Origin of the sequence: Nocardioides sp. NPDC059952 (assembly GCF_042730435.1) — a bacterium.
In the GTDB taxonomy this organism is placed as follows: Bacteria; Actinomycetota; Actinomycetes; order Propionibacteriales; family Nocardioidaceae; genus Nocardioides.
Genome location: NZ_JBHWLY010000001.1, coordinates 42,049 through 66,082 on the forward strand (window position 1 = coordinate 42,049; position 24,034 = coordinate 66,082).

The 24,034-nt window shown below is 66.0% G+C and carries 21 protein-coding genes; 9 read left to right on the forward strand and 12 right to left on the reverse strand.

Features of this window, described 5'->3' with window-relative positions:
- Nucleotides 1–25: 25 nt before the first annotated feature.
- Nucleotides 26–628 (reverse strand): hypothetical protein, encoded by a 603-nt coding sequence (locus ACFV9G_RS00205; protein WP_378723622.1) that lies wholly within the window; start codon nt 626–628, stop codon nt 26–28.
- A gap of 252 nt (nt 629–880) precedes the next feature.
- On the opposite strand from ACFV9G_RS00205, the gene ACFV9G_RS00210 reads away from it, so the two are divergent.
- The gene (locus ACFV9G_RS00210; protein ID WP_378723624.1) at nt 881–1,465 is read left to right on the forward strand and encodes a hypothetical protein; all 585 of its coding nucleotides are present in this window, start codon (nt 881–883) and stop codon (nt 1,463–1,465) included.
- A 537-nt stretch (nt 1,466–2,002) separates the two neighbouring features.
- Here ACFV9G_RS00210 and ACFV9G_RS00215 read toward each other — a convergent pair.
- A complete protein-coding gene (locus ACFV9G_RS00215; RefSeq protein WP_378723626.1) occupies nt 2,003–2,452 on the reverse strand; it encodes a hypothetical protein in 450 nt (149 codons plus the stop codon).
- A 388-nt stretch (nt 2,453–2,840) separates the two neighbouring features.
- On the opposite strand from ACFV9G_RS00215, the gene ACFV9G_RS00220 reads away from it, so the two are divergent.
- Nucleotides 2,841–3,173 (forward strand): hypothetical protein, encoded by a 333-nt coding sequence (locus tag ACFV9G_RS00220; RefSeq protein WP_378723628.1) that lies wholly within the window; start codon nt 2,841–2,843, stop codon nt 3,171–3,173.
- A gap of 126 nt (nt 3,174–3,299) precedes the next feature.
- Here ACFV9G_RS00220 and ACFV9G_RS00225 read toward each other — a convergent pair whose 3' ends face one another.
- The 4 genes from ACFV9G_RS00225 to hrpB all read right to left on the reverse strand — a co-directional run bounded on the left by ACFV9G_RS00225 (nt 3,300) and on the right by hrpB (nt 9,219).
- Entirely contained in the window at nt 3,300–3,680 is a 381-nt protein-coding gene (locus ACFV9G_RS00225) for a RidA family protein (protein WP_378723630.1), read from the reverse strand.
- 119 nt (nt 3,681–3,799) lie between these two features.
- Nucleotides 3,800–4,519 (reverse strand): hypothetical protein, encoded by a 720-nt coding sequence (locus ACFV9G_RS00230; RefSeq protein ID WP_378723633.1) that lies wholly within the window; start codon nt 4,517–4,519, stop codon nt 3,800–3,802.
- A 341-nt stretch (nt 4,520–4,860) separates the two neighbouring features.
- Nucleotides 4,861–6,594 carry a helicase gene (locus ACFV9G_RS00235; RefSeq protein WP_378723636.1) on the reverse strand — a complete coding sequence of 578 codons (1,734 nt, stop codon included), beginning with the start codon at nt 6,592–6,594 and terminating at the stop codon, nt 4,861–4,863.
- A 75-nt stretch (nt 6,595–6,669) separates the two neighbouring features.
- On the reverse strand, nt 6,670–9,219 hold the full coding sequence (gene hrpB, locus ACFV9G_RS00240; protein WP_378723639.1) for an ATP-dependent helicase HrpB: 2,550 nt from the start codon (nt 9,217–9,219) through the stop codon (nt 6,670–6,672).
- Between the two features lie 516 nt (nt 9,220–9,735).
- Between hrpB and ACFV9G_RS00245 the strand changes: the two genes are divergently transcribed.
- The 3 genes from ACFV9G_RS00245 (at nt 9,736) to ACFV9G_RS00255 (ending at nt 16,258) form a co-directional block, all read left to right on the forward strand.
- Nucleotides 9,736–10,113 carry a hypothetical protein gene (locus ACFV9G_RS00245; protein WP_378723641.1) on the forward strand — a complete coding sequence of 126 codons (378 nt, stop codon included), beginning with the start codon at nt 9,736–9,738 and terminating at the stop codon, nt 10,111–10,113.
- 43 nt (nt 10,114–10,156) lie between these two features.
- Complete coding sequence (locus tag ACFV9G_RS00250; protein WP_378723642.1) at nt 10,157–11,353, forward strand: hypothetical protein; 1,197 nt, start codon at nt 10,157–10,159, stop codon at nt 11,351–11,353.
- Nucleotides 11,354–11,554: 201 nt separating this feature from the next.
- Nucleotides 11,555–16,258 (forward strand): NACHT domain-containing protein, encoded by a 4,704-nt coding sequence (locus ACFV9G_RS00255; RefSeq protein WP_378723643.1) that lies wholly within the window; start codon nt 11,555–11,557, stop codon nt 16,256–16,258.
- Between the two features lie 335 nt (nt 16,259–16,593).
- On the opposite strand, the gene ACFV9G_RS00260 is transcribed toward ACFV9G_RS00255, so the two are convergent.
- The gene (locus tag ACFV9G_RS00260; protein WP_378723646.1) at nt 16,594–16,977 is read right to left on the reverse strand and encodes an MmcQ/YjbR family DNA-binding protein; all 384 of its coding nucleotides are present in this window, start codon (nt 16,975–16,977) and stop codon (nt 16,594–16,596) included.
- Nucleotides 16,978–17,056: 79 nt separating this feature from the next.
- Between ACFV9G_RS00260 and ACFV9G_RS00265 the strand changes: the two genes are divergently transcribed.
- Nucleotides 17,057–17,512, forward strand: a complete 456-nt coding sequence (locus ACFV9G_RS00265; RefSeq protein ID WP_378723987.1) for a nitroreductase family deazaflavin-dependent oxidoreductase — start codon at nt 17,057–17,059, stop codon at nt 17,510–17,512.
- Between the two features lies 1 nt (nt 17,513).
- Nucleotides 17,514–17,891, forward strand: a complete 378-nt coding sequence (locus ACFV9G_RS00270; protein ID WP_378723648.1) for a nitroreductase family deazaflavin-dependent oxidoreductase — start codon at nt 17,514–17,516, stop codon at nt 17,889–17,891.
- On the opposite strand, the gene ACFV9G_RS00275 is transcribed toward ACFV9G_RS00270, so the two are convergent.
- A complete protein-coding gene (locus tag ACFV9G_RS00275) occupies nt 17,892–18,944 on the reverse strand; it encodes a helix-turn-helix transcriptional regulator (protein ID WP_378723650.1) in 1,053 nt (350 codons plus the stop codon). It abuts the gene before it with no gap.
- A gap of 200 nt (nt 18,945–19,144) precedes the next feature.
- Between ACFV9G_RS00275 and ACFV9G_RS00280 the strand changes: the two genes are divergently transcribed.
- Nucleotides 19,145–19,984 carry an oxidoreductase gene (locus tag ACFV9G_RS00280; RefSeq protein ID WP_378723653.1) on the forward strand — a complete coding sequence of 280 codons (840 nt, stop codon included), beginning with the start codon at nt 19,145–19,147 and terminating at the stop codon, nt 19,982–19,984.
- Between the two features lie 176 nt (nt 19,985–20,160).
- On the opposite strand, the gene ACFV9G_RS00285 is transcribed toward ACFV9G_RS00280, so the two are convergent.
- The 3 genes from ACFV9G_RS00285 to ACFV9G_RS00295 are packed head-to-tail and all read right to left on the reverse strand — an operon-like array spanning nt 20,161 to nt 21,852.
- The gene (locus ACFV9G_RS00285) at nt 20,161–20,634 is read right to left on the reverse strand and encodes an NUDIX hydrolase (protein WP_378723656.1); all 474 of its coding nucleotides are present in this window, start codon (nt 20,632–20,634) and stop codon (nt 20,161–20,163) included.
- Between the two features lie 4 nt (nt 20,635–20,638).
- The gene (locus tag ACFV9G_RS00290; RefSeq protein WP_378723658.1) at nt 20,639–21,112 is read right to left on the reverse strand and encodes an NUDIX hydrolase; all 474 of its coding nucleotides are present in this window, start codon (nt 21,110–21,112) and stop codon (nt 20,639–20,641) included.
- Entirely contained in the window at nt 21,109–21,852 is a 744-nt protein-coding gene (locus ACFV9G_RS00295) for an XRE family transcriptional regulator (RefSeq protein WP_378723660.1), read from the reverse strand. The genes ACFV9G_RS00290 and ACFV9G_RS00295 overlap by 4 nt, the downstream gene beginning before the upstream one ends.
- A gap of 313 nt (nt 21,853–22,165) precedes the next feature.
- On the opposite strand from ACFV9G_RS00295, the gene ACFV9G_RS00300 reads away from it, so the two are divergent.
- On the forward strand, nt 22,166–22,876 hold the full coding sequence (locus ACFV9G_RS00300; RefSeq protein WP_378723663.1) for a TetR/AcrR family transcriptional regulator: 711 nt from the start codon (nt 22,166–22,168) through the stop codon (nt 22,874–22,876).
- Nucleotides 22,877–22,900: 24 nt separating this feature from the next.
- On the opposite strand, the gene ACFV9G_RS00305 is transcribed toward ACFV9G_RS00300, so the two are convergent.
- The gene (locus tag ACFV9G_RS00305; protein WP_378723702.1) at nt 22,901–23,935 is read right to left on the reverse strand and encodes an alpha/beta hydrolase; all 1,035 of its coding nucleotides are present in this window, start codon (nt 23,933–23,935) and stop codon (nt 22,901–22,903) included.
- Between the last annotated feature and the right edge of the window lie 99 nt (nt 23,936–24,034).

Here is a 24,034-nt window from a genome sequence, read left to right on the forward strand (position 1 = left end):
GAGCGTGGCCGGGCGGAGGTCGTCCTCACGCCATCTCGGGGACGTGCAGGTGTGCGTAGGCGAGGTCGAACTCGTGCACGTCGAGGATCTCGCCGCTCGCCTCGCCGGCCGCCCGGGCGCGCATGTCGTCGGCCGCCGTGCGGCTGGCTACCATCGCTTCGCGGGTCTCCCAGGCCGTGGTCGCGCAGCCCAGGCCGGTCGACCGGTTCACGAGCAGGCTGGCGCTGCAGAATCCGGGAGTCTGCTCGAGCTCGGGAAGGATCCCGGCGCGGAAGATCTCCGTCATGGCGTCGTGGTCACCCTGCAGCCAGCTGGCTCGGCAGCACTCGCCGTGGTGGGTGCGGTGCATGACCTCGATCTCCCACTCGTCGACCTGCATGGAGCCGCCCAGGATGTCTCGGCCGCGGTCGCGGAGCGGGCGAAGCTGCTCGTCACTGGCGAGCATGGTCGCCTCGTTCTCCCATGAGCTGGTTGCGATGCAGTATCCGGTCTCGCGGTCGACCAGCATCGAGAGACCGCGACAGCCCTCGATCTGGTCGAGCATGGGCCCGACCTCGGTCTTGATGAACGTGATGCCCGCGTCGATGTTGCCGGGCCTGCCTTGGAACGTGGTGGAACGCGCGTACACGGCCCACTCCTCTCGGACGGGGCAGCGCCCGGTCCGGCACTGCCGGTTAATCCCTGCCTACGCCTTCTGGCGCGGGGAAGCAATCCCCCATTTGGTCGTTCCTGGCATCGATGCCCTAGGAGGAAGCGGCGCGATCGTGGCGTCATGGCGCCCTCCAGGTGGGAGCTCGGACGCTGGCTACCTGGAGGGCGTAGGTGGGATCCTGGAAACGTGCCAGAACGTACGGCAGCCGACGATGTTGGACGGGGGAGCGTGGCCCGCCTCGGAGGGGTGGCGGCGCTCATTGGTGGGCTGGCATGGACGGTGAAGGGCACCGTGATCCTTATCAGAGGTGACCAGCCGCCCCTGCTCTTCGAGGTCGCTCCCATGCTGTTTGGTGTCGCATTGCTGAGCGTCGCGTACTCGACCTTGCGGCCGAGCCGACGGCGCGCGGCCGCTTTGGGCCTCGCTGCGGTGTCTGCCATCGCCGGCGTCGTGGCGCTTGCCAGCGAGCTTGTCGGCGAGGTGGTGGGTATGGCGCTGGCGATCTCTTCCATCGCGTTGTTGATCGGGCTGCTGCTGCTCCCACGGCGCGGCCAACGACCTGCTCCGCTCGCGTGGTGGATCGGCGCGACCACGCTCCCTGCCCTGTTGGTCGGAGGGCTCCTGTCCGAGCTTGACGAGCGGCTGCTGGAGGTTCCGCTCACCTGTCTTGGCGTGGCCTGGACTGTTCTCGGATGGACAGCATTGAGCACAAGGTCGACACGAGGTCGTCGTAAGTCTCGGGTGCGGGCGCACCCACCCACTCCCGCATGTCCCGCTCGCGGCGGTGCGACGCGCGGCCGCCCCCTTTCGTAGGTGGTCCTGCTGCTGGCCGCAGGAGGCGTAACAATGTGCGGGTGGCCATATACGTGGAACTCCGCGACGAAGCCGGGTGCACCGTCCTGGGACTACCTGACCCTTCCGGTGGAACCTTCGACGCGGCCGGCGACTTTGACCGCTTCGTCGACCAACCGCCCTATGGTCAAGTAGCCGGCGGCATCCCGATCCTGGAATCCGTGGACCCAAATGACGACACGATCATGCCGTTCGGGGTCATGGCGGGCCTGATAGCCGACTGCGTTCGTGCCACGGCGGTCGCGCACGTCGGGCCGGAGAGGCGCGGCCTTCTACGCCTTCGGGTGTTGGCTGAGGAGTGTTCGAGGCGACCGGGATCTACCCTCGTCTGGATCGGAGATTGAACTGGCGCATTGGCTTCCCGACCGCGGGTCTTCCGCGTTGCCGAGACGATAAGCGGCGAATTGACGCACTCTTGAACGGCAGCGATTCCCGGCTGAGCCGTGCACCTACGACGTGCCGCGGTCGGCGAAGGTTTCTTGGCGGTCTCGTCTGTAACTACGCCGCGTCGTCGTCGGTGAAGTGACCTCGCACCGTTGAGTCATGTTCGATGATGAGGTCGACAGCTTCCCAGAACCCCGCGAGCCAAGGATGAGCGAGCGCCTCGTCGCGCGAGAGCTTGTGGCCGCGATAGCCAACGTTCGGGCCAGCGCTCCCACCCTGAACGAGTGAGCAGGCGAGGCCATGGCCCTCGATCCAGCCGTAGCGGCAGCCGAAAGTGACTCGATCCGGGCTCGGCGAAGTCGGGTGGTCAGGGTCCCAGTCGTTGTCGAGTATGACGTCGATGTACGCCTCGTGCACGCCGTTGTGGTGGACGCAGTCGGCGAAGTAGATCGCGAACGCGCCGCGCTCGTCATGGTTGATGAAGCCACAGATCCGCTCGTGGAGATCGCCGTGCTCGCAGGTAAAGGTCGTAACATCTCGGTCGGGGTCAAGCTGCAGCGCCATGCGCGAAGCATAGGGGTCTAATCACGCCTCCCAGTTCAGAGGCCGAAACTTTCGGGGCGAACTTGACCTGCCCTCGCTGAAGGGTCAGGCGCCGGCGACGTAGGCGGTGAGGGAATGGATTCTGTGTCGGTCGAGGTTGCCGCGCAAGCGCAGCCTGGGGTGTCGTCGCCATGCCTCTGCCTGCGGTCGTTCGAACCGTACGCGACGCCGATTCTGCGTAGGACGGAGTTGGCGGAAGTCGCGAGCCCCGCAAGTCCCAGCCTGATGCTCGTCCCAGAGCAGACAGGCCGCGCTGTGACACTTAAGCGGTGGTTATGACGCGGGACCCTTTTGTCAGCCGGGGTTGCACGCCAGATCAAAGTTCGATGCGTAATGGCAAGATGACTACATGGCATCGGACTCCCGGATGGTGGCATTGGGTTTCGGAAAGTTCGCGCGCGCCGACCGTATCTTCGCCCTGGAGCGCATCACTGGGGAGGAACGCGGTGATGGCCATCGCACTCGAGTCTGGATCGACGGGGTCACCGACCCCTTGATCGCGTCCAGGACCGAGATCACGATCCTTCGCGATATGGGCCAGGAGTCCGCGGTCACCGCACCCGAGCTCGACGAGGCAATGGACCTCGCCGCGCGTCTGGCGGCTGCAGCTGAGGAGGGTCGGGTGGACCTGAGCGATCTGGGTCGTCGTGCGCGACGCCTCCTCGCCGCGACGACGCCATAGCAAAGGGAGACCTCGACTGCCCGCCCCTTCGGTGAGTGACCCATCGCGGCGATGTAGCGCGCTCGCGGCGAAGCGACGCGAGGTCGAATCTACGCCCGGAGCGTCGGCTAGTGATGGCCCTGACGCTCAGGCGAGGCACGCCGTCATGCGAATCGAGACGAGTAGTCCTGGTATTTCGGCTCCCAGCTTGGCCGCGTAGCGGGTTGGTGGATCAGCCAGGAACCAGCGAGCGTATTCCTCGTTCATCCCTGCGAAGTCCCCTGGGTCGGTCAGCAGCACGCCCACCTCAACGACGTCGTCGAGCGTCGCACCGGCCTCCCGCAGGATGGCCTCGCAGTTCGCCAGTGCCTGGCGGGTCTGAACCTGGATGCTGTCGCCGGCCAGTCGACCCGTGCTCGGGTCGATTCCGGTGGTTCCCGAGATGAACACCTGGGAACCGGCTTTGACTCCCTGGCTGAAAAGCGGCGAGCTTGGTGCATTTGGTGTCGTGATGATCTGACGCGGCATCTCGGAACCTCCAGTTCTGATAGTCCGATCAAGTAGATGTGCCGAGAAACGGTCCTTCGGCTAAAGCGTTCGTACGCGCCCGACAGGCGGCGGAAGGCAGCGTGCCCTGGGCATCGCGTTCATCGAGCTACTTGGACAAAGTTCCGCGCCGCCCGGACCAGATCGTCGGTGACACTCGCTTTCACACTGCTGCGGAAGCGGGCGAGCTCATCCTGTAGCGCAGCCGGTGCTGGCGTTTCGGTGGTCAGCTCCTGGAACAACGGCCCGCATTGAAGGCCGGCACCCAGCATCGCGTCGGCCAGCAGGTAGTCGAGGTCAACGTTTGGGTCTTGCGTGTTCGCGATGGTCACGCCGACTTCCTCGGCGCATGCCGACACGCGCTGGGCGGCAGCGATGCCTGGACTGGTCAGCCTGGATCGGACGTAACCGACCAGCTTGTCCAGTGCGTACGCGGTGGCGAGCTCGGTCAGCGGTAAGCCCACAGTCGCTGATGCTGGAGAACCGTTCACCACCACCCAGCCACCCGGAGGGATCAGCCACCCATCCGATGTGTCGGAGCTGGCAACGATCTCGTTGTAGATCATGCTCTCGAAGGAGCCGGTCTCGGTCTGGCCCCACGATGTGAGGGCGGAACTGACACCCGGACCGATTCTGAGGAAGACCGCCGACACGTTGATGACTAGCACCGTGTTCTGCCCAATGTCGTGGCACACCTTGATGCTCGAGGCTGTCCAGTCCTGCGGGACGTACAGCTGGGGGAGTTCCTGGCTGGGGCATTGAATGCCCTCTGGTGGAGCGCTAGGGGGAGATGACTCGTCCTCCACCGATGTCGCGGACATTGGCGGAGGGTTGGGGGCGTCGCTGCCCTGAGCGTCGACCGAGCCGCAGCCGGCCGAGGTGAGCACTGCGATCGCGACCACTGTCGCGATGCCGACTGATCGCCTCCGCGCCATCGGGCACCCCTTCCCCGTTCGACGCTAGTGGTTTCCGTCGGGAGCAGTTGGGTCTGAGGTGGCCTTCATCATTCTCGGGGAGTGGGCGACGCCAGCGAGCCACAAGTCTCGTGTACCCGAGCGGAATGAGGCTTGTCCTGAGTCCGGAGCCGACTCGCGGCGGAATGCCGCGACACCCCTGCATGGGTTTCTCCACGGCGACGGTGTGGCTTGCAGGAGCCGAGAGGTCAGTCGCCGTCGTCGGTCAGGGTGGTGGAGGGAAGCCAGTCGGCGCCGAGGAGCTGGGCGACGCCGGTGAGGCCGGTGGTGTCGCCTCCCACCGTGTCAGAGGCGGCAGCGATCCGCTCGACCATCACCCTGCCGACCTGCTCCTCGACGGTGCCCTCGGCGTAGGCGATGTGCCACGGCGAGAGCTGGTGGTCGCGGTGGGTGCGGCCGGTCACCTGCCGCCCCGCGATGCCTGAGAAGCGGGCCTGGTGGAAGACGCCGACCCGCGGCTCGCTGCTGGCCCGGCGACCGTCGGCGAGGGTTTCGCCGGCGTGCAGGCTGATCGAGGCGACAGTGGTGAAGACGCAGACCTTCGCCTGTCCGGTCTGGAACCGGAGCCGCTCGGCCTCTGCGTCGAACCGGTCGCGGCCGTAGATCGTGGCGACTTCGAGGCCGGAGTCACGCAGTCGGTCGGCGATCGGGTCGGCGGCGGTCGCGACGAACTCGACCGAGCACGCCACCTGTCGCTCGGCCTCGACCTGCTGGACGATCCAGGCGACCGTGGAGTCGACGCGGATCAGCCCGGCCTTCTGTCGGAAGCGCAGCAGCGCTGCGCGCCCCTTTGCGACATTGCGGCCACGCCGGGCGATGTCCATCTCGCGGCAGAACTCTCCCCATTCGGCCTCGTACGCCGTCCGCTCCGACGGCGTGAGTGCCACCGGCATGCCGGAGATCGGCACCGGTCCCCATGGTGCCGCGCGGTGCAGCATCGCGGGCGGTCGCTCGTCCTCGAGCCAGCCGCGTACCAGCTTGAGGTCGGCGGCGCGCCGCGCCGGGTCGGCGGTCCAGGTTGCGCCGTAGCGTCCCCGCTCGACCCCGATCCCGTTGCGCTCGAGCGCGGTGGCGAACGTGGCGCCGGGCTGGGTCGCGGAGGTCCACTCCTGCATCGGCTCGCCGAGGACCTGCGCATAGGCCGGGGCGAGGTAGGGCAGGTCGAGCGGCGTGTGCCCGGGTGTCGCGGTCGTCGCGATGACGAAGGGGGCTTTGTCGTGCGGCCGCCCGTGGCCCGAGATCCGCGCCCAGAGCTTCCACCGCTTCGTCGTCGTACGTCGCAGCGCGTGCGCCTCGTCCGCGATGATCACGTCCCACGCGTGATCCTTGACCTTCTCCAGGCGGTCCCACGTGATCACGACCCATTCGAGACCGCCGTCGCCAAGCGCGGCGATCGTGCGGCACCAGTGGCCGATCGTGATCGCGGCAGGGCGGTCGGCCACGACCAGCACCCGTCGCGCACCGCGGAGGTCGCCCACCGCTGTCGCCCCGAGGACCGCGGAGATCGTCTTGCCCACGCCGGGCTCGTCGGCGAGCAGGAACTGCCGTCCGCCTGCCGCAGCACGCGCCGCGATAGCGTCAGCAGCCTCGTACTGGATCTGCCGCGGCTCGAGCGCGTCGGTCGGCTCGAGGCTCCGTGTCGGCATGTTGGGATTGAGGGTGCTCTCGATGAACCGACCGAGCGTGTACGGACGCGGCGCGTAGGGCGCGAGGTGCGCCGGCAGCGCGCGCCCGACGTACAGGTGGGTCTTGACTCCTGGGTGCCACGCGGCGCCTTCGACCTGGGTGCCGTAAGGAACGTCGAGCACCCACAGCCGCTCGCCCGGACCGACGGCGGGCAGCGGCCGGTCCGGTTGCCGCGTTCCGCTACGGCGCGTACGCCCGCCGCGGCGACGAGCACTGGATCGTCGAGGACTGGCCACCCCTCGACGCTATCGGGGTCTCCCTCCATGTGCGGAGATGGCTCGCCCACGTCGGTCGGCGAGTCGACCCGCTGCTCACCTTCGGCGGCGGGGGTTGTTCGTACGCGCGGTGGCCGGTGCGCTGCGGGGATCCTCCGGCCAGGCGTGCTTGGGATAGCGCCCGCGCAGATCAGCACGAACGCCGGGGTAGCCGTTGTCCCAGAAGGACTCCAGGTCTGCGGTGACGGCTGCCGGGCGTCGCGCGGGGGAGAGCAGATGCAGCAGGAGCGGGACCCGGCCGTCCGCGAGGGCCGGCGCTTCGGTCCAGCCGAAGACCTCTTGGATGCGCACAGCGAGCACCGGTTGTTCGGCGGAGTAGTCGATCCGCACGCTCGACCCGCTGGGGACCTGAACTCGCTCGGGAGCCAGATCGTCGAGCCTGCCTGCCTGCGGCCACGGCACCATCGCCCGTAGCGCGGTAGCCACGTCGACGCGACGAAGATCCTGGGCCGAGCGAACTCGCGCCAGCTGGGGCCCGAGCCACGACTGGAGGTTCTGCGTCAGTGCCGCGTCGCTCACATCGGGCCACGGGTCACCGAGCGCACGGTGCAGGAAGTCGAGGCGGTCGCGCAGCGCCGTGGCCGCATCCGACCAGGCGAAGAGAGCGATTCCCTCCCTCGCCACTGCCTCTCGGATCGCGTCGGCCACGGCCTGCGCGGGTGGATCGCCGAGCGGGACGGAGCGGAGCTCGATCGCGCCCAGCAGCGTACGTCGGCGAGCCAGCACCCGCCCTTCGGTCCAGGTGACCTCGTCCACCTCGGTCCACAGGGACCCGGCCGCCTCCAGCGCGAGGTCCTCGGTGAGCGGGGCCGCCGATCGGATCCGGGCTTCACGCTGCCCGGGCCGTCGCTCCGCGTCTCCGACCGCGAGCCACTCCATTCCGACCAAGGGCCCCGGGGCACGCGGATCGAGCGCCGCACCCGTTCCGGACGTCATCAAGTAGCTCGAGGCACTCGCACGCTTGCGCGCAATCCGGTCCGGATGCGCCAGGGCCACCACCAGCCCCACCGCCACGTCATCGGTGAGTGCTCGGGCTGCCTGGGAATGGTCCGACGCGTTGCTCCGTCCGCCTGCGGTGCCCTGCTTCTCGACGATCGTCTCCAGGCGGGTGGCCTGGCTGCGCCACGAGCCCGCACGCTGGTTGCCTCGGAGCGACCGGAGCGCGGCAACCAGGTCGCCGCCGGGGGCGCGTACGTCCTCGCTCAGCATCGCGACCACCTCTGAGGCGCGCTTGGCTCCGACGAGACCAGCCCCGTCGATGAGGGCACGCGCCAGCCTGGGGTCGGTCGGCACGCCGGCGATGACCCGGCCTCGCGGGGTGGCTCTCCCGTCCTCGGTCATCGCCCCCAGATCCACCAGCACCTCCTTGGCTGACGACAATGCATGCGCCGGTGGCTGATCGAGCAACGCCAGATCGCGCACGTCGAGACTGCCCCAGCACGCCACCTCCAGGGCGAAGGCCGTCAGATCGGCGGTGGCGATCTCGGGCTCCGGGTGAGCGGCCAGATGCGCGTGCTCCGCCTCGGACCAACAACGCAGCACGGCCCCCGGCCCCAACCGTCCGGCCCGACCTGCCCGCTGCTCGGCCGCTGCCCGGCTCACCGTGACGGTGACCAGCGAAGCCAGTCCGCGACGGTGGTCAGTGCGCGGCTCGCGCGAGAATCCGGCATCCACCACGACACGTACCCCAGGTACGGTCAGCGACGACTCGGCGACGGCGGTCGAAACGATCACTCGTCGACGCGGGCCTTCGCTGAGCGCACGATCCTGCTCGGCGCCGGACAGCCGTCCGTGCAGGGCGTTCACGTCCGCGTCCACGCCGGCTAGGCGACGTACGGTCGCCTCGACCTCCGCGACACCCGGCACGAAGGCCAGGACGTCACCCTCGTGCTCGATGAGCGCATGACGTACGGTCGCTGCGACGTGGTCGTGGAAGCTTGGGGTGATGCCCCGCTCGTCGGTGCGGCGTACCCCCGCAGGCAGCGGGCACCAGACGGCTTCGACCGGGTGCAGAGCACCCGGGACGCGGATCACCGGAGCGGACTCGACCCCACCGAGCAGGGAGGCGGTCCGTTCGGCCTCGATGGTGGCCGACATCGCCACCAGGGACAGGTCGTCACGCAGGTGGGCTCGGACGTCGATGAGCAGCGCCAAGGTCAGGTCGGCGTCGAGGTGGCGCTCGTGCACTTCGTCGAGCACGACAGCCCCGACGCCGGGCAGCTCGGGATCGTGCTGGATCCGCCGGAGCAGCAGCCCGGTCGTGACGATCTCGATACGTGTACGTCGACTGGTGCGCCGGTCTCCGCGCACGGAGTACCCGACCGTCTCACCAACCGGTTCACCCAGCAGGTCTGCCAGCCGACGGGCAGCAGAACGGGCTGCGATGCGGCTGGGCTGCGTGACGACGACCCGTCCGGCGACCACCTCGGCGACCGCGGGCGGGACCAAGGTCGTCTTGCCGGTGCCCGGCGGTGCGTGGACCACCGCGGCTCCGTGGGCACGAATCGCCTCGTCGAGAGTGGCCAAGCCGGCGGTGACCGGGAGATCGGGCGGCGCGGCGAGCAGACTGCGCAGGGGGTCGGACACTCCTGCAGTGTGCCTGACGTGCCTCGGCCGGCGTCGCGTCGGCGCCCAGGGCTGTCGCCACGACGACGCCCGAGCAGACGATCCCCATCGTCCGAAGCATCGGAGGTGACGATCTGGGACTGGTGGATGTGGGGAGCAGTGCTGAAGGGTCATGTGTCTCAGGCCCGTCGTGTCCACAGCCGGTCGCTGTCCGGTGTCCGCAGTGCTCCGGCCGATCGGTGCAGCATCGGCCACTCGCACTTCCGTCCAGCACCGCCTCAAGTCTCGACACGGTTGGGGCGGCCCACTGGCGGCGTTATGACGCCCTCCAGGTGGGAACTCGGACGCTGGCTACCTGGAGGTGCCGCTCACCTGTCTTGGCGTGGCCTGGATCGTTCTCGGATGGACAGCATTGAGCGCCAGGGTCGACACGAGTTCGTCGTAAGTTTCGGGAGTGGGCGTACCGACCCACTCCCGCATGTCCCGCTCATGGCGGAATGGCGTGCGACTACGGATGCGGGATGCAATCATGGATGTATGGCTGAGGTTGAGCTCCCGCCCGCGAGCGCGACCCCGCGGGCGTTTTTCGTCCCGGGGGCCACTGACCCGGTCATGGCGGAGGATGCTTGGCAGGGGCTGCGCCGGATCGCAGGCTTCGCCTCCACGGACCGACGAGTGCAGCGTCTCCAATACAACAACCGTCGCGGCCTCTTCACGAGCGAGGTTGGATACCTCGAGAACGATGACGAGTACGACTGGGTAACTACGGCGATCTTTGAGCCTGCGGACTCTGCCACTCCTTGGATGATCTCGATCATGAGGATTTCTAGTGGTCAGCCTGTCTGGCGCGACCCACCCATATTGGTCGGCCGACCCGAGGTCCTTGAGGTGACTTACTTCCTCGCGGCCGATTGACGGTTGGTCCCGATTGTCACAAACCAAAGTGGAGGAACAACTCATGGACCTGACGGGCGCGGCAAATCCAGAGGGTGGTAGAGACATGGGCGCCGAGCCCGCCAGCGAAGTGGAGCCTCAAGGGGCCAGCGGCGAGACGACCGAGTGCACGCCCGTCGAGCAATGGGTGCGTAGCATCCTCGGTGCTCTGCTAGATGACCTAGTCATCGCCATGCGCGACCACATCGCTCCGCCTATGACCCTGCCGCCCAGCGAACACGTGGCGACCCGAGCGCCAGAGTTGGCAGCCGCGTACGACGCCTGTGCAACGCTGCTCGACCAGCGGTTAGTTGAGAATCCGGCCGAAGCGGCCGAGGTACGAGGACTTCTCCCGTGGCACCTTGCTGACCCCAAAGAAGAACACTTCATCGCCACTTTGCTGGAGGCAGCGACCTTCATGGAGTACTACGCGTTCGACGAGGCAGTCTTCGCCGCGAAGGATCCGACAGTTCGGCTATACGCAGCGCATCCAGAACTCCTAGATGACACAGACGACGACGGCCTGCTTCGCATCTCGGGGCGCGAAGCGACTCCACAAGTGCTGTTCCACCGCGGCTCAGCCATCCCGTACCACCGATTCCTGCGCCGCAACTTCGGCGGCCACATCAACGACACCCTCACCCAGACCCTGCTGCAGGCGAGCGATGGCACGGCGGCAGAACTGAGACTTGCATTGAATGAGCAGAACATCATGGCGAAGTCGGCGTTCACCCCATACTTCGAGCACGACTACTGGTTTGGGCCACCGCTGTCGCCCAGCGTGCTCGACGATCCATACAAGGTCGGCACCACGGTTCATGGCGACCCGCGATCGGGGCTAACGCATGAGTATCCGCGCCTGTACGTGCACTGGGCGATGGATAAGGAGGGCCGAAAAGTCGTGCAGATCGAGGAACTGTCCGATGACTCTGGCTCGAACCAAGGTGGCTACAGAATATTGCGCTACCTGCACGCCATCCGCGACATCGAGCGCGGCACGTTCATTCACTGTGACGGGGCCGTCCGCGCGTATACGTCCGAAAAGTACGCCATTCGCTGCAGAAAAGAATTCGTCACCGGGCGTGAATCGGCCTCCCGCTATCGCAAGGTGTTCCGCCTTGACGGGATCATCGCTACTGACGCTTGGAGCAACATCGCGGCGGGTTGGTTCCGCGGAAACAGGCTGATGACCGAGTACCTCCAGAGTCTGAGTTCGGCGTGAGGTCGCGCTCAGCGAATGTAACGGCAAGCGGCCGGCCGTCATTAGACGGCGTCCAAACGCCACGTCGTCCGGGGTGGAAGGGACGCACTGATTCGCAGCAGATTCCCAATCTCACCACCATGACTTGGGCGACACCGCGAGGCCCTTGGTTTTCCCTCGCGCTCGGCCGAGCCCATGTTCAGGGGACGTATGTTCTGAGCAGTGCGGGCAGTCCCGAGTCCCGTGCGCTTACTATGCAAGCATCAACCCGGGGAGGCGACTCTGACCACGGACTTCGCGATCGTCGCGCCTCGCCTGTGCCGCATTCGCGGAGGGGCCGAAGACGACTACTCGTCGTTTCCCCTGGACGGCGATGGTTTTCTGGAGCCAGAGGCCCTCACAAACGTCCAGCACCTGGTGCCTGGAGCGCTCGTCCCAGCTTGGGCGCTCGCTGATGTGGGGGCATTCGTACTCCTCGGCGAGCCTGGTCTCGGCAAGACGACCTTCTTTTCGGACGTGTTGCCGCCCGAGGCTGTGGGCCAAGTCGAGAGGATTGACGGGGCAACTCTTGACCACTCCACGTTCGAGGATCTTCTGGGTCGCCACTTGGAGGACGTACCGGCTGCCGACGGGGAGCGGCTCCCGCAACTGACGGTCGTCTTGGACCAGGCCGACGAGAGTCCGATCATCACCACCCTGGCGCGAATCCTGCGTCAACGGCTGGCAGGCCGGCAAAGTCGTAACGTCCGTTTCCTCGTAGCGTGTCGCACCGCCGATTACCCGGGCGCTCTGACCAAGCAACTAACCGATATCTGCGGAACGTGCGTACTGGCAGATCTTGCGCCGCTGACCCGGACCGAGGCCGTCCGACTCTGCGACAGCATCCAGGGCGTTGACGGAGCCAGCGTCGTCGATGCCGCGACTGCCGCGGGAGCAGGCGCTCTCGCGAGCGTTCCACTCACTCTCAACCTATTGGCACGCACATTCGTCAGGACAGGGTCTCTGGACGAGACACCCGCCCAACTCTTCGCGCTCGGTATCAGGCAACTACTAGATGAACCTGCGTTGGATCGAGCCGAACCGTTCGCAACAACAAGCGACCAGCGGCTGGCCGCCGCGGGTCGCATCGCCGCGAGATCCATCCTCGCCGGCCGAAGGTCCATCTGGACGGGTCGCGCTCTCGATGTAGCGGGACACGACGTCCGCGACGACTCGTTCGTGGGTGGGCAGGAGGTAGCGACTGCGGCCAAGTTCGAGGTCACGACGGATGTCGTACGCGAGACGCTTGCCTGCGCCCTGTTCACCGGCCGCGGTGACAACCGACTCTCGTTCAGACACAGCTCGATGTCGGCATACCTCGCCGCTACGTACATCAACTCCCGCGAACTGCCGCAGGCTCAGCTGGAAAGCCTATTTCTGGTCGCAGCCCCCGATGCGTCACGCAGCATCCCTATCAACCTCCGAGAGACAGCCGCATGGCTCGTCACCCTTGACGACCGTCACGCAACCTGGCTAGTTCGCGCGGACCCCGAGAGCGTGGTGGGTCACAGTCAGTTGGTCGACTCACCACAAGTCCGCGAACTCATCGTGGCAGCGCTACTTGACCGCGCTGGTGAAATCGAGCTCAGCTATCGTCCCTGGCTCAGCGCCAAGCGTCGGCTCGACCACCCGAATCTATCCCAACAACTCCTCGAGGTTCTCCAGGAGGCAACAGCCGGCGAGCCGGAGAACTGGGAGCAGCGTTCGCGCATCACCCTCGCGATCCGTCTCGCTCGCGAGGCCAGGACCGCCGGTCTCTCAGCCCTGCTACTACAGATCGTCCAAAGCGACGGATGGTCGCCACACCTGCGTGCTCTCGCCGCCAGGACCGTTGCAGAGATTGACCTCCAAGCCAGCGCTGAACCGCTTCGAGAGGTGCTCTTCCGGTACGAAGACCCCGACGATCCCCTGCACAACCCCGACACCGATGCCGATGAGGAGTTGCTGGGTGCACTCCTTGAGTGCCTCTATCCGGAGTATCTGTCAACTGCTGATGCGCTCAGGTTCGTCCACGCACGTCGCCGACGAAACTTGATCGGCAGCTACCTGAGCTTCTTGCATGAACTGCCCTCCCTCATTCCTGAAGCCGACCTCGCCGAGGCGCTGACTTGGATGGCTGGTCGCAGGCTGGTTGCCGATGGCATCGAGAGCACAGCCACAGACCAATCTGAGATGTCCGAAGCGGTCGTTGGAGACCCAGCTCAGGGTCTGCAGGCCCTCGATATTGACGAGGAAGTAGTAGCTGGACTCCTGGATCGTGCCTCGATCTCAGCCACAGCCCCAACCTTGATGCGGATCGTGGTAGCCATTCTCGACAAGCAGGTGCGTGCATACGCCAGTCCACCCCTTCCGCTAGGCGTGGCGCTCTGCGACGCAGACATGGTCTTGAATCGTGAAGCTGTCGAATTGAGCCGTCTCGCCGCCCTTGAGTTCGCACGTCTCATCGCTGATCGGGCAGGACAAGCCGAAACGCCGGACGTCTACAACGTTCTCCACGGTTGGGGCTCGGCCGACTCTTGGACACGAGACCGACTGGTCCCTGCGTCCACCTCCGTGTCGACCCGCACGGCGCTGCTGTGCGCGGCCGACATCGAATGGCTCTACGAACAGGTGGCCGCTGCGGATGCTGCCGACGAGCAGGACTTGGCCGATGTGCTCGCCCAGATGGTCCCGTACCTCATGGACTTCTCCAACGAGGAGCTGTTGAGTTTTGTCTTTGAGCGAAGAGACCTGCACGCGTCAGCCCACGTTCGGTACTGGTTTGACCCGGTACCGCTCGCCAGTGACTACGCCATTCGGCAGCGCCAATTGCTGGAGCGGCGCCAACAACGGCAGCGGGATCGCGACGAGGGAGATGCCTCCCGCGATGCCGAGGCAGCCGTTGCCGGCTGGCGATCGGCTCTTGCCCGCGCAACGCGCGGAGACCCGAATGCGTTCTGGCCCCTCGTGTGGAACCTTCAACAAGATCCCGCGACGGGCGCCGGGCGCGCTTTCCAGACCGATGACCTACGCGAGTTCCCAGGGACTGTCGCCATGGGTGATGAGGCGGAAGCGGAGCTGGTCATAGCAGCTGAGCATTACCTGCGCGCAGAGAACGACCACCGGGACGAGTGGCTCGGCAGTAATCGGTGGGACAGGCGTGCGTTCGCGGGCTACCTAGCTTTGGCACTACTCGCACGCACAGAGGGTCTGTCGCATATACCGGCCGACGTGTGGGTCGACTGGATCGGTGCTTGCCTCTGGTTCCCACTCAACACTCCAAAATCGGACGAGGCGCATGCGCTGCGGACAACTTTGCTCGAGAGCTGCGTCGAGGCCGCGACCGAAGAGACCTGCTCAGCCCTGCTTACGGTCGTTCGTGGTGAACTCGCTCGCGGTCAGGCGCTATACGAGCTCGAAGACGTTCCGTTCCGCAGGCACCCGAGACTCCTGTCCATCGGGCTCAGGTTGATGGCTGAGTTCATCGAGGCGTGGGCGGACACGCCGTTTGATGGCGCCAAGGTTGCGGGCGATACGGACGAAAAGGTCGAAGCACCAGACAACGTCGCGTTTCCAAACGCCGAAGAGGCGAAAGGGCAGGTTCTGTTCGGTTGGGACCGCCTCGTTGCCACCTTGGCTTCTTCGGACCAGGCACTGGTAACCCAGGCCGTCGACGACCTCTGGTCGACCGTCACAGACCGCACGCGACTCCTTGCCGTTCGTGCGACCGGGATTCTGGTTCGCGCCAACCCGGCAGCGTGGGAGCGCTTCATCCTTGGCAACCATGGTCCCGCGCCCGAGAGCGCCGGTCTGCGAGAACTTGTTCTCGACGTCGCGCAGCACAGGCGGGAGAACGTCCCCCTGGATGGGCTTTCTGACGAGCACTTAGTTGCGTCGTACCTGCTTCTACGCGCGATGTTTCCGCCCGAGTTAGATGAGATCGAAGAGGATGTGCACTTCGTCAGCGCGGAAGAAGATGCGTGGCATTTGCGAGACGACATTCTGAACGCCTTGGCGGAGCGGGCGACGGCGGAAGCGCTAGCGGGACTTCTCAGCCTCTCGTCCACTTACCCCAACGATCTCCGAGTGACGTCGGCTCTGCTGCAAGGCAGGCGGTCGATCTTTGCGAACGACTGGGTACCACCGGAGCCTGAATGGTTAGCCGGGCTGTTCGCCGACACGGGCAGGCGTCTGGTCCGATCAGAATCTGAACTGGCTGCCCTACTTACCCACGTGCTTGCCGACGTTGAGCACGATGCGAGGAGTCACGGCGAACTCCTGTGGGATCGCATCCGAAAGCGCACCGATGACGATGTCACAGAAGACCTCTGGCTGCCCAAGACAGAGGCGGCATTTGCCGCCTATGTGGCGCACGAACTGCGTCTGCGCCTCCACGGACGAGGTATTGCCGTCAACCGGGAGATCCTCGTCCGTCCTACGGATCCATACGGGGCGGGAGACCGCACGGACATCCTGGTCGAAGCTACGGTGCGCGATGATGCGATCGTCGGTTTCGCACCCACTCGACTAGCAGTGGTGCTCGAACTCAAGGGTTGCTGGAACCAAACGCTCCTCGCAGACCAGAGGGCACAGTTAGCAGATCGATATCTCCGGGAAGCATCCACGGCTCATGGCATCTACTTGGTCGCTTGGTTCCCCGTTGATGAGTGGACAGCGAGCGACTACCGGCGTGAACATGTCGCGGCTTTGAACGCTTCCGAAGTAGAGGCTCTACTCGCCAGCCAGGCGTGGGAGGTCGGCCTTAAGTCCAACCTCTCGGTGCAGCCGATGCACATCACGTTCCATCGACCGACTCGGCTTCTCTCGGCGAAGAAGACCGCGGCGAAGAAGACCGCGGCGAAGAAGACCCCGGCGAAGAAGACCCCGGCGAAGAAGACCCCGAGCTAGAAATAACCTCCTGTGTCTGGTCGATCGAGAGGTGGGCGGGATGTGCCCGTCTCCCTGGCTTCAACTTATCGATGGGACTAAAGAAGAGACCTTGCTGCTGCTCCAAGGTGACCTGGCTCGGCTCCATCCACCCGGTGCGGCTTAGACCAGTCCAAACATCGCCGACGCAACGGCTCAGGAGACGCCGGGAGGGTGCCGGCATCCGCTCATCGGCCAGATACGTTCTCTGCGAGGCCGCGTCTTGGTGGGCGGTGTGCAGCAGCCGGTGCCACCGCGTCGACCCACCGGGTGATGTGTCTCGCCTGTCCAGCACACGACGTTGTCGAGCGCCCGTGTTAGCCCTCGAACGCCTCGACCAGCTCCGCAGGCGCGGCGGCCACCCAGGCATCGACCACGAGGTCGCGGAGGTCTCCTGGGTCGATGACGCTGAGCTCGATGAGCACCGCGGGGTAATTGTTGAAGTGCGAGATCGTAAAGACCCCGTCGATGCCGGCGGCGAGGACGCCTTTCTTCTCGTGCAGGTCGGCGGTGTTGACAGCGAGGATCGGCGGGGCCGGTGGGGTCTGGTCGCCGAAGCGTTTGAGGTCGGCCTTGCTGAACGGGCGCAGCCAGGCGATGCTCTTGCCGCGTACGGACCAGGTCGGGTGTCCGTAGCGTTCGCCCTCGGTCACCTCGGGCAGTTCGCCGATGATCCGGGCGAGGTCTTCGAGGGATGCCATCTTCGGAGCGTAGCTCTTGGCTCTGCTGGTTTGAACCGGATCGACCGTGTGGGTGAGTAAGGTCCCTGACGTGACGTCGATGATCGACTCGGTCGTGTCCAGGCTGCTGCGGACGCGCGCCGTCGTACGTGCTCCGATCTGGCTCTATCGACACCGCGCCGGGTGGCTCTTCGGCTCCCGGATGCTGATGCTCGAACACATTGGTCGCCGGTCAGGGGCGCCGCGGTACGTGTGTCTCGAGGTCGTCGAGCGGCCGAGCGCGGACGAGATCGTGGTGGTGAGCGGCTTCGGCACCGGCGCGCAGTGGTATCAGAACCTTCGTGCCGAGCCTGCCTGTCGTGTCAGCATCGGGGCGCGGTACAGCGTCGCGGCGCGGGCGCGCTTCCTCACGGATGAGGAGTCCGCTGCCGCGCTGGGTCGCTACCAGCAGGCGCACCCGAAGGCCTGGCAGCGTCTGCGCGGCGCGATCGAGGCGGCGGTCGGTCACGAGGTCGAGGGACTGCCGATGGTGAACCTGAAGCTCGAAGGAGACTGAGATGCGTCGCAGGTGGCTCTGGTTGCTGAAGAACTCGCTCAACCGGGTGACGAGCCGGGTGGCCCGCTCGGGGCACGGCCCGTTCTCGCTCGTGCGGCATGTGGGGCGGAAGTCGGGGAAGACGTACGAGACGCCGATCATGGTCGCGAGGGTGCCGGAGGGGTTCATCGCGGAGCTGACCTACGGCGAGGACGTCAACTGGTACCGCAACATCGTCGCCGCCGGTGGCTGTGAGTTGCTGGTCGACGGCCAATGGCATCAGGTGTTCGCGATCGAGCCCTATCCGTCCGAGGCCGGCCGGGACGCCTTCGGCTATCCGGCCAAGCTGGTGCTGCAGGTGCTGCGGCGGCACGAGTTCAGGCTGCTGCGTACGGCCTGATCATCGTGCCTCGGCCTCGTGATGCTGCATCGCAGGGCGCTCGGCGACGGCCGGGGCCCGATCGAGTCGTGCGGCTTCGGGGGTGGTCCCGGTCCAGGTCTTGAATGCCCGGTAGAAGGAGTTGGTGTCCGCGTATCCGAGCAGGTAGGCGATCTCGGAGGTGCGGAGGTTGTTCTGGCGGAGGTAGTGGCGAGCCAGGTCGTGGCGGGTGTCGGCCAAGACGGTCTGGAAGGTGGTTCCTTCGTCGCGGAGCTGGCGTTGAAGCGTCCGCGCGCTCACGGCCAGTTCGCCGGTGACGGCTGCGATGGAGGGGTCGCCACCCGGGAGGGTCTCCAGCAGCGCCGCACGCACCCGGTCGGCTACCGATGCGGTTGCCTGGAGGTCGAAGAGCCGGCGTCGCAGGTCGGGTGCGAAGACTCGCCACATCTGGTCGTTCTCGGTCAGGAAAGGACGCTTGGCGTCCAGCGCGGTGAAGGTGATGGAGAACGTCTCGCTGGAGATGATGCGAGTGCAGAGGTGGGATCGCAGTGCCTCGGTGCGCGGCACCCAGGTCGGCGCCGTGACGACGACCGGTCGGACGGTCTCGCGAGTCCCGATCCGAGCCAGCGCCACCCAGAACACGAGCTCGGCGGTCGCCAGGAGCGGGGGTACGTCCTCGCCCGAGGGCCAGCGGTAGGTGATTGTGAGTCGTCCGGCGTCGTCGGAGTCGACGTCGATGCGTAGCGGCCCGATGAGCGGCTTGTGTGCGGCGAGCCGGGTCGCGGCGGTGGCCAGGTTGGGGCTGCACAGTGCAGCGAAGATGGGTGGGGCGAACATCTCGACCGAGATGGCGTTGCCGATCTCGACCGCGAGGTCTGCCCGGCCGGCGGCGGCCGCTTCGGCGTCGATCGCCTCCCAGAAGCGGTAGTACTCCGCAACGCTCAACTCGATGGGCCGTTGGGCGAACAGGTCCGCGGGCAGCTCCGCCCGGCGCAGAACCCGCGACACCGGGATGTCGAGGTCGCGCAGCAGCGCCTTGATGCTGGGTTCGAGATCGAAGCGTGCGCCTGCCATGAGGCCAGTCTAGGAACGATCGAGCCGAGCCGGCTTGCCTGTGGTGCCATATGACCTGCAATACGCGCCACGGCCTCGGTGGCGGGAAATGCAGGTGGAACGGCGTCTTCGGCTAGAGAATCGGCGCGGCGTCGTCCCTAGCGTTGAGGGTGTCAGGATCCGCAAGCCTCTGCTGATCCACAGCACTCGAAGGGACCACCATGACCGCCACCACGAAGGTCGCCCTCGTCACCGGAGCATCCTCCGGCATCGGCGAGGCCACCGCACTCGAGCTCGCCGATGCCGGCTACACCGTCTACGCCGCAGCCCGCCGCGTCGAACGCATGGAGCACCTCAAGAGCTCCGGCATCCGCCCGATCAGCATGGACGTCACCGACGACCCCTCCCTGATCGCCGGCGTCCAACAGATCATCGACGAGACCGGTCGCATCGACGTCTTGGTCAACAATGCGGGCTACGGCTCCTACGGTGCCGTCGAGGACGTACCGATGGAGGAGGCCCGCTACCAGTTCGACGTCAACGTCTTCGGTGCCGCCCGTCTGACCCAGCTCGTCCTTCCGCACATGCGTGGCCAGCGTTCGGGCAAGATCGTCAACATCACCTCGATGGGCGGCAAGGTCCACACCCCGCTCGGCGCTTGGTACCACGCCACCAAGTTCGCGCTGGAAGCCATCAGCGACTGCCTCCGAGTGGAGGTCAAGCCCTTCGGCATCGACGTCATCATCATCGAGCCCGGCGGTATCAAGACCGAGTGGGCAGGCATTGCCGCCGACAAGGTCCGCGCGGTCTCCTCCGAAGGCCCGTATGCGCCACAGGGCAACGCCGTTGCCAACTCGCTGTCCTCGGAGTCGACCCAGAAGCGATCATCGCCACCCGAACTGATCGGACGCACCATCCGCAAGGCCGTGGGCGCCCGCAAGCCCAGGACCCGGTACGCCGTCGGCTTCGGTGCCAAGCCGATCATCTTCATGCACGACGTCCTGCCCGACCGCACCTACGACGCGATGATGCGCCGAGTCACCGGCGTACCGTCGAGCTAGCGGTAGCAGGGTCGGGTCGACAGGAAGCAGTGGATCTACGTTGCGGGCCCGCTGAGCTCGCGCAGGTGGTTGCGGAACTGGGCTCCGTCAGCGGGGGAGTGGTACTCCAGCTCGAGCGCGGTGACCGGGCTGCCGTCGCGGGCGGCGAGGATCACCCTGCTGCCGTTCGATGTCGATCAGGGTGGGTCGATACGAATATCGCCGGGACGCTGGATGGCCCAGGCGAGTCTGACGCGCTGACTAGGATCCATGTCGAAGTCGAGGACGTTCGTAGATCGGACCCACTCGACACGGAGGCTCTCGGAGCTGCGGGTCGGTTCACCAGCCAGGTACGTCGCCCGGTACACGACGGCGAACTGCTGGCGGACCTCACCGTTGTCGTATTCGACGCGGTGGAGTGGGTCAGTGAAGATGCCGACCAGGCCGGTGCACTGGATGTGGATTCCGGTCTCTTCGAGGGTTTCGCGAACTACACATGAGGTCAAGGTCTCGCCCAACTCCATGGTGCCGCCGGGCATGGACCACTTGCCGTTGTCGCTGCGTTGGATGAGCAGGATCTCGCCGTCGCGTTCGACGAAGGCGGCGGCCGCTGGTACAAGGCTATTGACGGGCGGGGCTGCCGGGTCGTCGTGCCAGTCGATCCTGGGCATGCGCTCAGTCCGCTACCGGATAGCGCCCAGTGAGGTAGTCGTCGATCTGGCGGCGCATCGTGGGATGGACGTCGTAGGCGTCGAGTGTGGCCGGGCCGATCCAGCGAACTGCGGACGCCTCGTCGTTGGCGGTCGGGGCACCTGAGATTGGCCGACCGAGAAAGGTCACCTCGTACTCCTGCCGCACCTCGCCATCGGAGACGTACTCGATCAAGTGGTTGGGGTCGCTGTAGACGCCGAGGAACCCGGTGATCTCGGCCAAGATCCCGGTTTCCTCCTCACACTCGCGCACGGCGCACTGACTTGGTGTCTCGCCGAGCTCTTGCTTGCCTCCGGGAAGGGCCCATTGCCTGGTGTCGCGGCGTTGCTGCAGGAGGATCGCACCAGTGTCGTTGACGACCAGAAGGTTCGACGCCGGGACCAGAGAGTTGGCAACTGGAGCGTCGGGGTTGTTCCAGTGTTCGATCCGTGTGTTCACTCGGTGGTCCACAACCTGGCGCTGTCCCAGACAGCGTCGAAGCTTTCGATGTACTTCCTGAACATCGAATCCTCACCTCTGTCTCTGACGTGCAGCAGCGGGTTGGCTGAGGCCGGGCTGCCCCACAGGTGAGCATTGATCATCGCTTGCGAGTCATACCGGAATATCGAGGCGTACAACGCCGTGTTGTGCAGCCGAATCTCGCATCCGGGCACATCGCGAAGTGCACTGAAGTAAGTCAGCGATGCCTGGACCTTTGCGCCGAGTGCGCTACCGATGCCTTCTTCCTCGCCACGGAGAGCTACCGCGCTCCCGGATGGAGAGCCGAAGCACAAACGCACTTGCGCGCCGGCTTCGGCTCGCTCAGTCAGCATCGCGGGGAAGCGCGGGTTGGTCTGGTTGAGGAAGGTTCCTGCGAACACGAGTACGTCGACGTTGGTCTGGGCCTCCTTGAGGAGGCTGATCCACTTCCATTGAGGGACGCTGGCCCGGTTCGGGTAGATCCCGACGATCTCGGCGTGAGCGCCAGCGGCCGCGACGTCGTGACGAACGTCATCGGGCCAGAGTTGGTCGATTGAGAGTTCGAGTGCGTCAGCCGCAAGCCGCTGGTTGCGACGATGCGGTCGCCGGTCCTTGGTGATCCATCGCTCTACGGTTTTCTCATCGAGTTCGATCTTCTGAGCAAGGTCGGCGGAAGACCACCCACGATGGGCCAGCGCATTCCGCAAGGAATCGTTCACGCCGCCCAGCATAGGGACCTTTTAGGGACGTTTAGTTGGACGTAGCAAGGCGTTTCATCCGCTTTGCCTCACTCGCTTGCTCGGACATGGCCCGGCGTGGCATGGCCACTTCGCTGGCAAACGAGCGTCGGCGCGGTCGGTGAACGGGAGGGCGCCGTTTGTGGCGCAAACGTCTGGATAGGTCTCGAAGGGGCGGTGCAAACGTCCCTGTTCGCGCGGTCATGGTGGTTCAAGTCCTCGGCGCGCCGGGTCGCGAACGGCGCCGGAGCGCTGGGGACTTCCAGTTCGAGACAACGCCCTGAGAAGGAACCCGATGAGCACGTACGCGACTGCAGGTGCCACTCGCCCCGGTCGGCCTCGGGTGATCCCGCGCGCAGCGAGCGCCGCGGCGCCGCGCGACGAGATCCTCGACGTGGCCGCCGAGCTCTTCGTCAACCGTGGGTTCGCGGCGACCTCGACCCGGGACATCGCGGAGAAAGTGGGGATCCGGCAGGCGTCGCTCTACTACCACTTCGCGGGCAAGCCCGGGATCCTCGCGGAGCTCCTGGAGCTCTCGGTGCGGCCGAGTCTCGAGAAGGTCGCACGGATCGAGCAGGAGTGTCCGGCCGACGTCCCGGAGGCGGCGCTCTACCTGCTGGCGCTGGTCGATGTGGAGACCCTCGCGACGGTGCCGCACAACATCGGCAAGCTCTACCGGATGCCGGATGTCAGGAGCAGCGAGGTCTTCGAGGAGTTCCAGCCGGCTCTGCAGGAGCTGACTGCTGCGTACGGCCGGCTGGGTGCCGGCGTCGTCAGTGGTCCTGTCGCTGCGACGGTTGGCTTGAACCAGTTGGGTGGGCTGTTGGTTCAGGCGGTCGAGGTGGTGATCCGGATCCGGTCCGGCGGCGATGAGGTCGCCCGTGTGCACGCTCAGGCGATCGCGGCAACCTGTCTCCGGATCTGCGCCGTGCGGGAAGAGAGGATCGCCCTGGCCGCGGCTGCCGCCGAAGATCTCATTCCGCTGCTCGGCGCTGCGATCACCTGAGTCGGCCGCCCGACCACCAGGCGGCTATGCCAGATGCTTCGTGAAGAACTCCGCCATGCGCTCCACCGCCGGCTCGACGTACTGCGGCCGGTCGTAGAGGTCGAAGTGGGATGCCCCTGGGAGGACCATCAGCTCCTTGGGTTCCTGCGCCATCCGGTACGCGTTCTTGCTGAAGTTCAGCGTCTCAGCGTTCTCTCCGGCGATGAGCAGTAGGGGACGCGGCGAGATGGTCTCGAGCTGCGCGAAGGGGAAGTACCCCATGTGCAGGCCTACGCTCGTGACCACGTATCGGTTCTTGGCGTTGGGGTGGCCGCCACGGTCGGTGAGGTAGTAGTCGGCCGCCTCGCGGAAGAAGGATGGGGTTTCGTCGGTCATCGTGTCCGGGTCGGGGATCAACTGTTCGACGAGCGGGTCGCCACCGGCCTCTCGGGTCAACTGCTCGCCGATGTCCTCGAGCTGGGCCATCCGCTGTTCGTAGGAGACCGGGGCTCCCTCGATTCCTTCGCGCGCGGCGGCGCCCATGTCGTAGGCGACGACCGTGGCGACGGCCTTGACTCGCAGGTCGGTCTGGGCCTCGTCGATCGTGTACCCGCCGCCGGCGCAGACGCCGAGGGTGCCGATACGTTCGGCGTCGACGTGCTTATGGTTGCTGAGGTAGGTGACGGCGCTCCGGATGTCGCGGACCCGGTGGCTGGGGTCCTCCATGTGCCGCGGCAGGCCCTCGCTCTCACCGTAGTGGGACGCGTCGTAGGCCAGGGTGATGAAGCCCTGCGCGGCCAGGGAGCGGGCGTAGAGGCCGGCCGTCTGCTCCTTGACGCCGCCCCACGGGTGGGAGACGACGATCGCGGGATGCTTTCGGGAGCGGTCGAAGTTCGGGGGCAGGTACAGGTTCCCGGCGATGGTGCTCGAGTCGCTGGGGAAGGTCACGCTCCGCGAGCCCTTGGCGTTGCCCGTCTTGGTCCGGGCCGCGACCGCCACTGCCGAGGCGGTCGAGCCGGAGCCCGACGACGCGACGTTGGCGCAGCCGCTCAGCAGCAGCGCGGCCGTCGTCCCCTGCAACAGCGAGCGGCGATTGATTGTTGACTTTGACTTTGACATGGCGCTTCTCTCTTTCTTTTAGGTTCTAGGAACGCGAGTCACGAGACGTCGCGGGCAAGT

Excerpts from the sequence above, each read along its gene's own strand:
- ACFV9G_RS00215 (WP_378723626.1), bottom strand. The coding sequence starts at position 2,452 with ATGGCGCTGCAGCTTGACCCCGACCGAGATGTTACGACCTTTACCTGC.
- ACFV9G_RS00220 (WP_378723628.1), top strand. The coding sequence starts at position 2,841 with ATGGCATCGGACTCCCGGATGGTGGCATTGGGTTTCGGAAAGTTCGCG.
- ACFV9G_RS00225 (WP_378723630.1), bottom strand. The coding sequence starts at position 3,680 with ATGCCGCGTCAGATCATCACGACACCAAATGCACCAAGCTCGCCGCTT.
- ACFV9G_RS00230 (WP_378723633.1), bottom strand. The coding sequence starts at position 4,519 with ATGTCCGCGACATCGGTGGAGGACGAGTCATCTCCCCCTAGCGCTCCA.
- ACFV9G_RS00245 (WP_378723641.1), top strand. The coding sequence starts at position 9,736 with ATGGCTGAGGTTGAGCTCCCGCCCGCGAGCGCGACCCCGCGGGCGTTT.
- ACFV9G_RS00250 (WP_378723642.1), top strand. The coding sequence starts at position 10,157 with ATGGACCTGACGGGCGCGGCAAATCCAGAGGGTGGTAGAGACATGGGC.
- ACFV9G_RS00260 (WP_378723646.1), bottom strand. The coding sequence starts at position 16,977 with ATGGCATCCCTCGAAGACCTCGCCCGGATCATCGGCGAACTGCCCGAG.
- ACFV9G_RS00265 (WP_378723987.1), top strand. The coding sequence starts at position 17,057 with ATGATCGACTCGGTCGTGTCCAGGCTGCTGCGGACGCGCGCCGTCGTA.
- ACFV9G_RS00270 (WP_378723648.1), top strand. The coding sequence starts at position 17,514 with ATGCGTCGCAGGTGGCTCTGGTTGCTGAAGAACTCGCTCAACCGGGTG.
- ACFV9G_RS00275 (WP_378723650.1), bottom strand. The coding sequence starts at position 18,944 with ATGGCAGGCGCACGCTTCGATCTCGAACCCAGCATCAAGGCGCTGCTG.
- ACFV9G_RS00280 (WP_378723653.1), top strand. The coding sequence starts at position 19,145 with ATGACCGCCACCACGAAGGTCGCCCTCGTCACCGGAGCATCCTCCGGC.
- ACFV9G_RS00285 (WP_378723656.1), bottom strand. The coding sequence starts at position 20,634 with ATGCCCAGGATCGACTGGCACGACGACCCGGCAGCCCCGCCCGTCAAT.
- ACFV9G_RS00300 (WP_378723663.1), top strand. The coding sequence starts at position 22,166 with ATGAGCACGTACGCGACTGCAGGTGCCACTCGCCCCGGTCGGCCTCGG.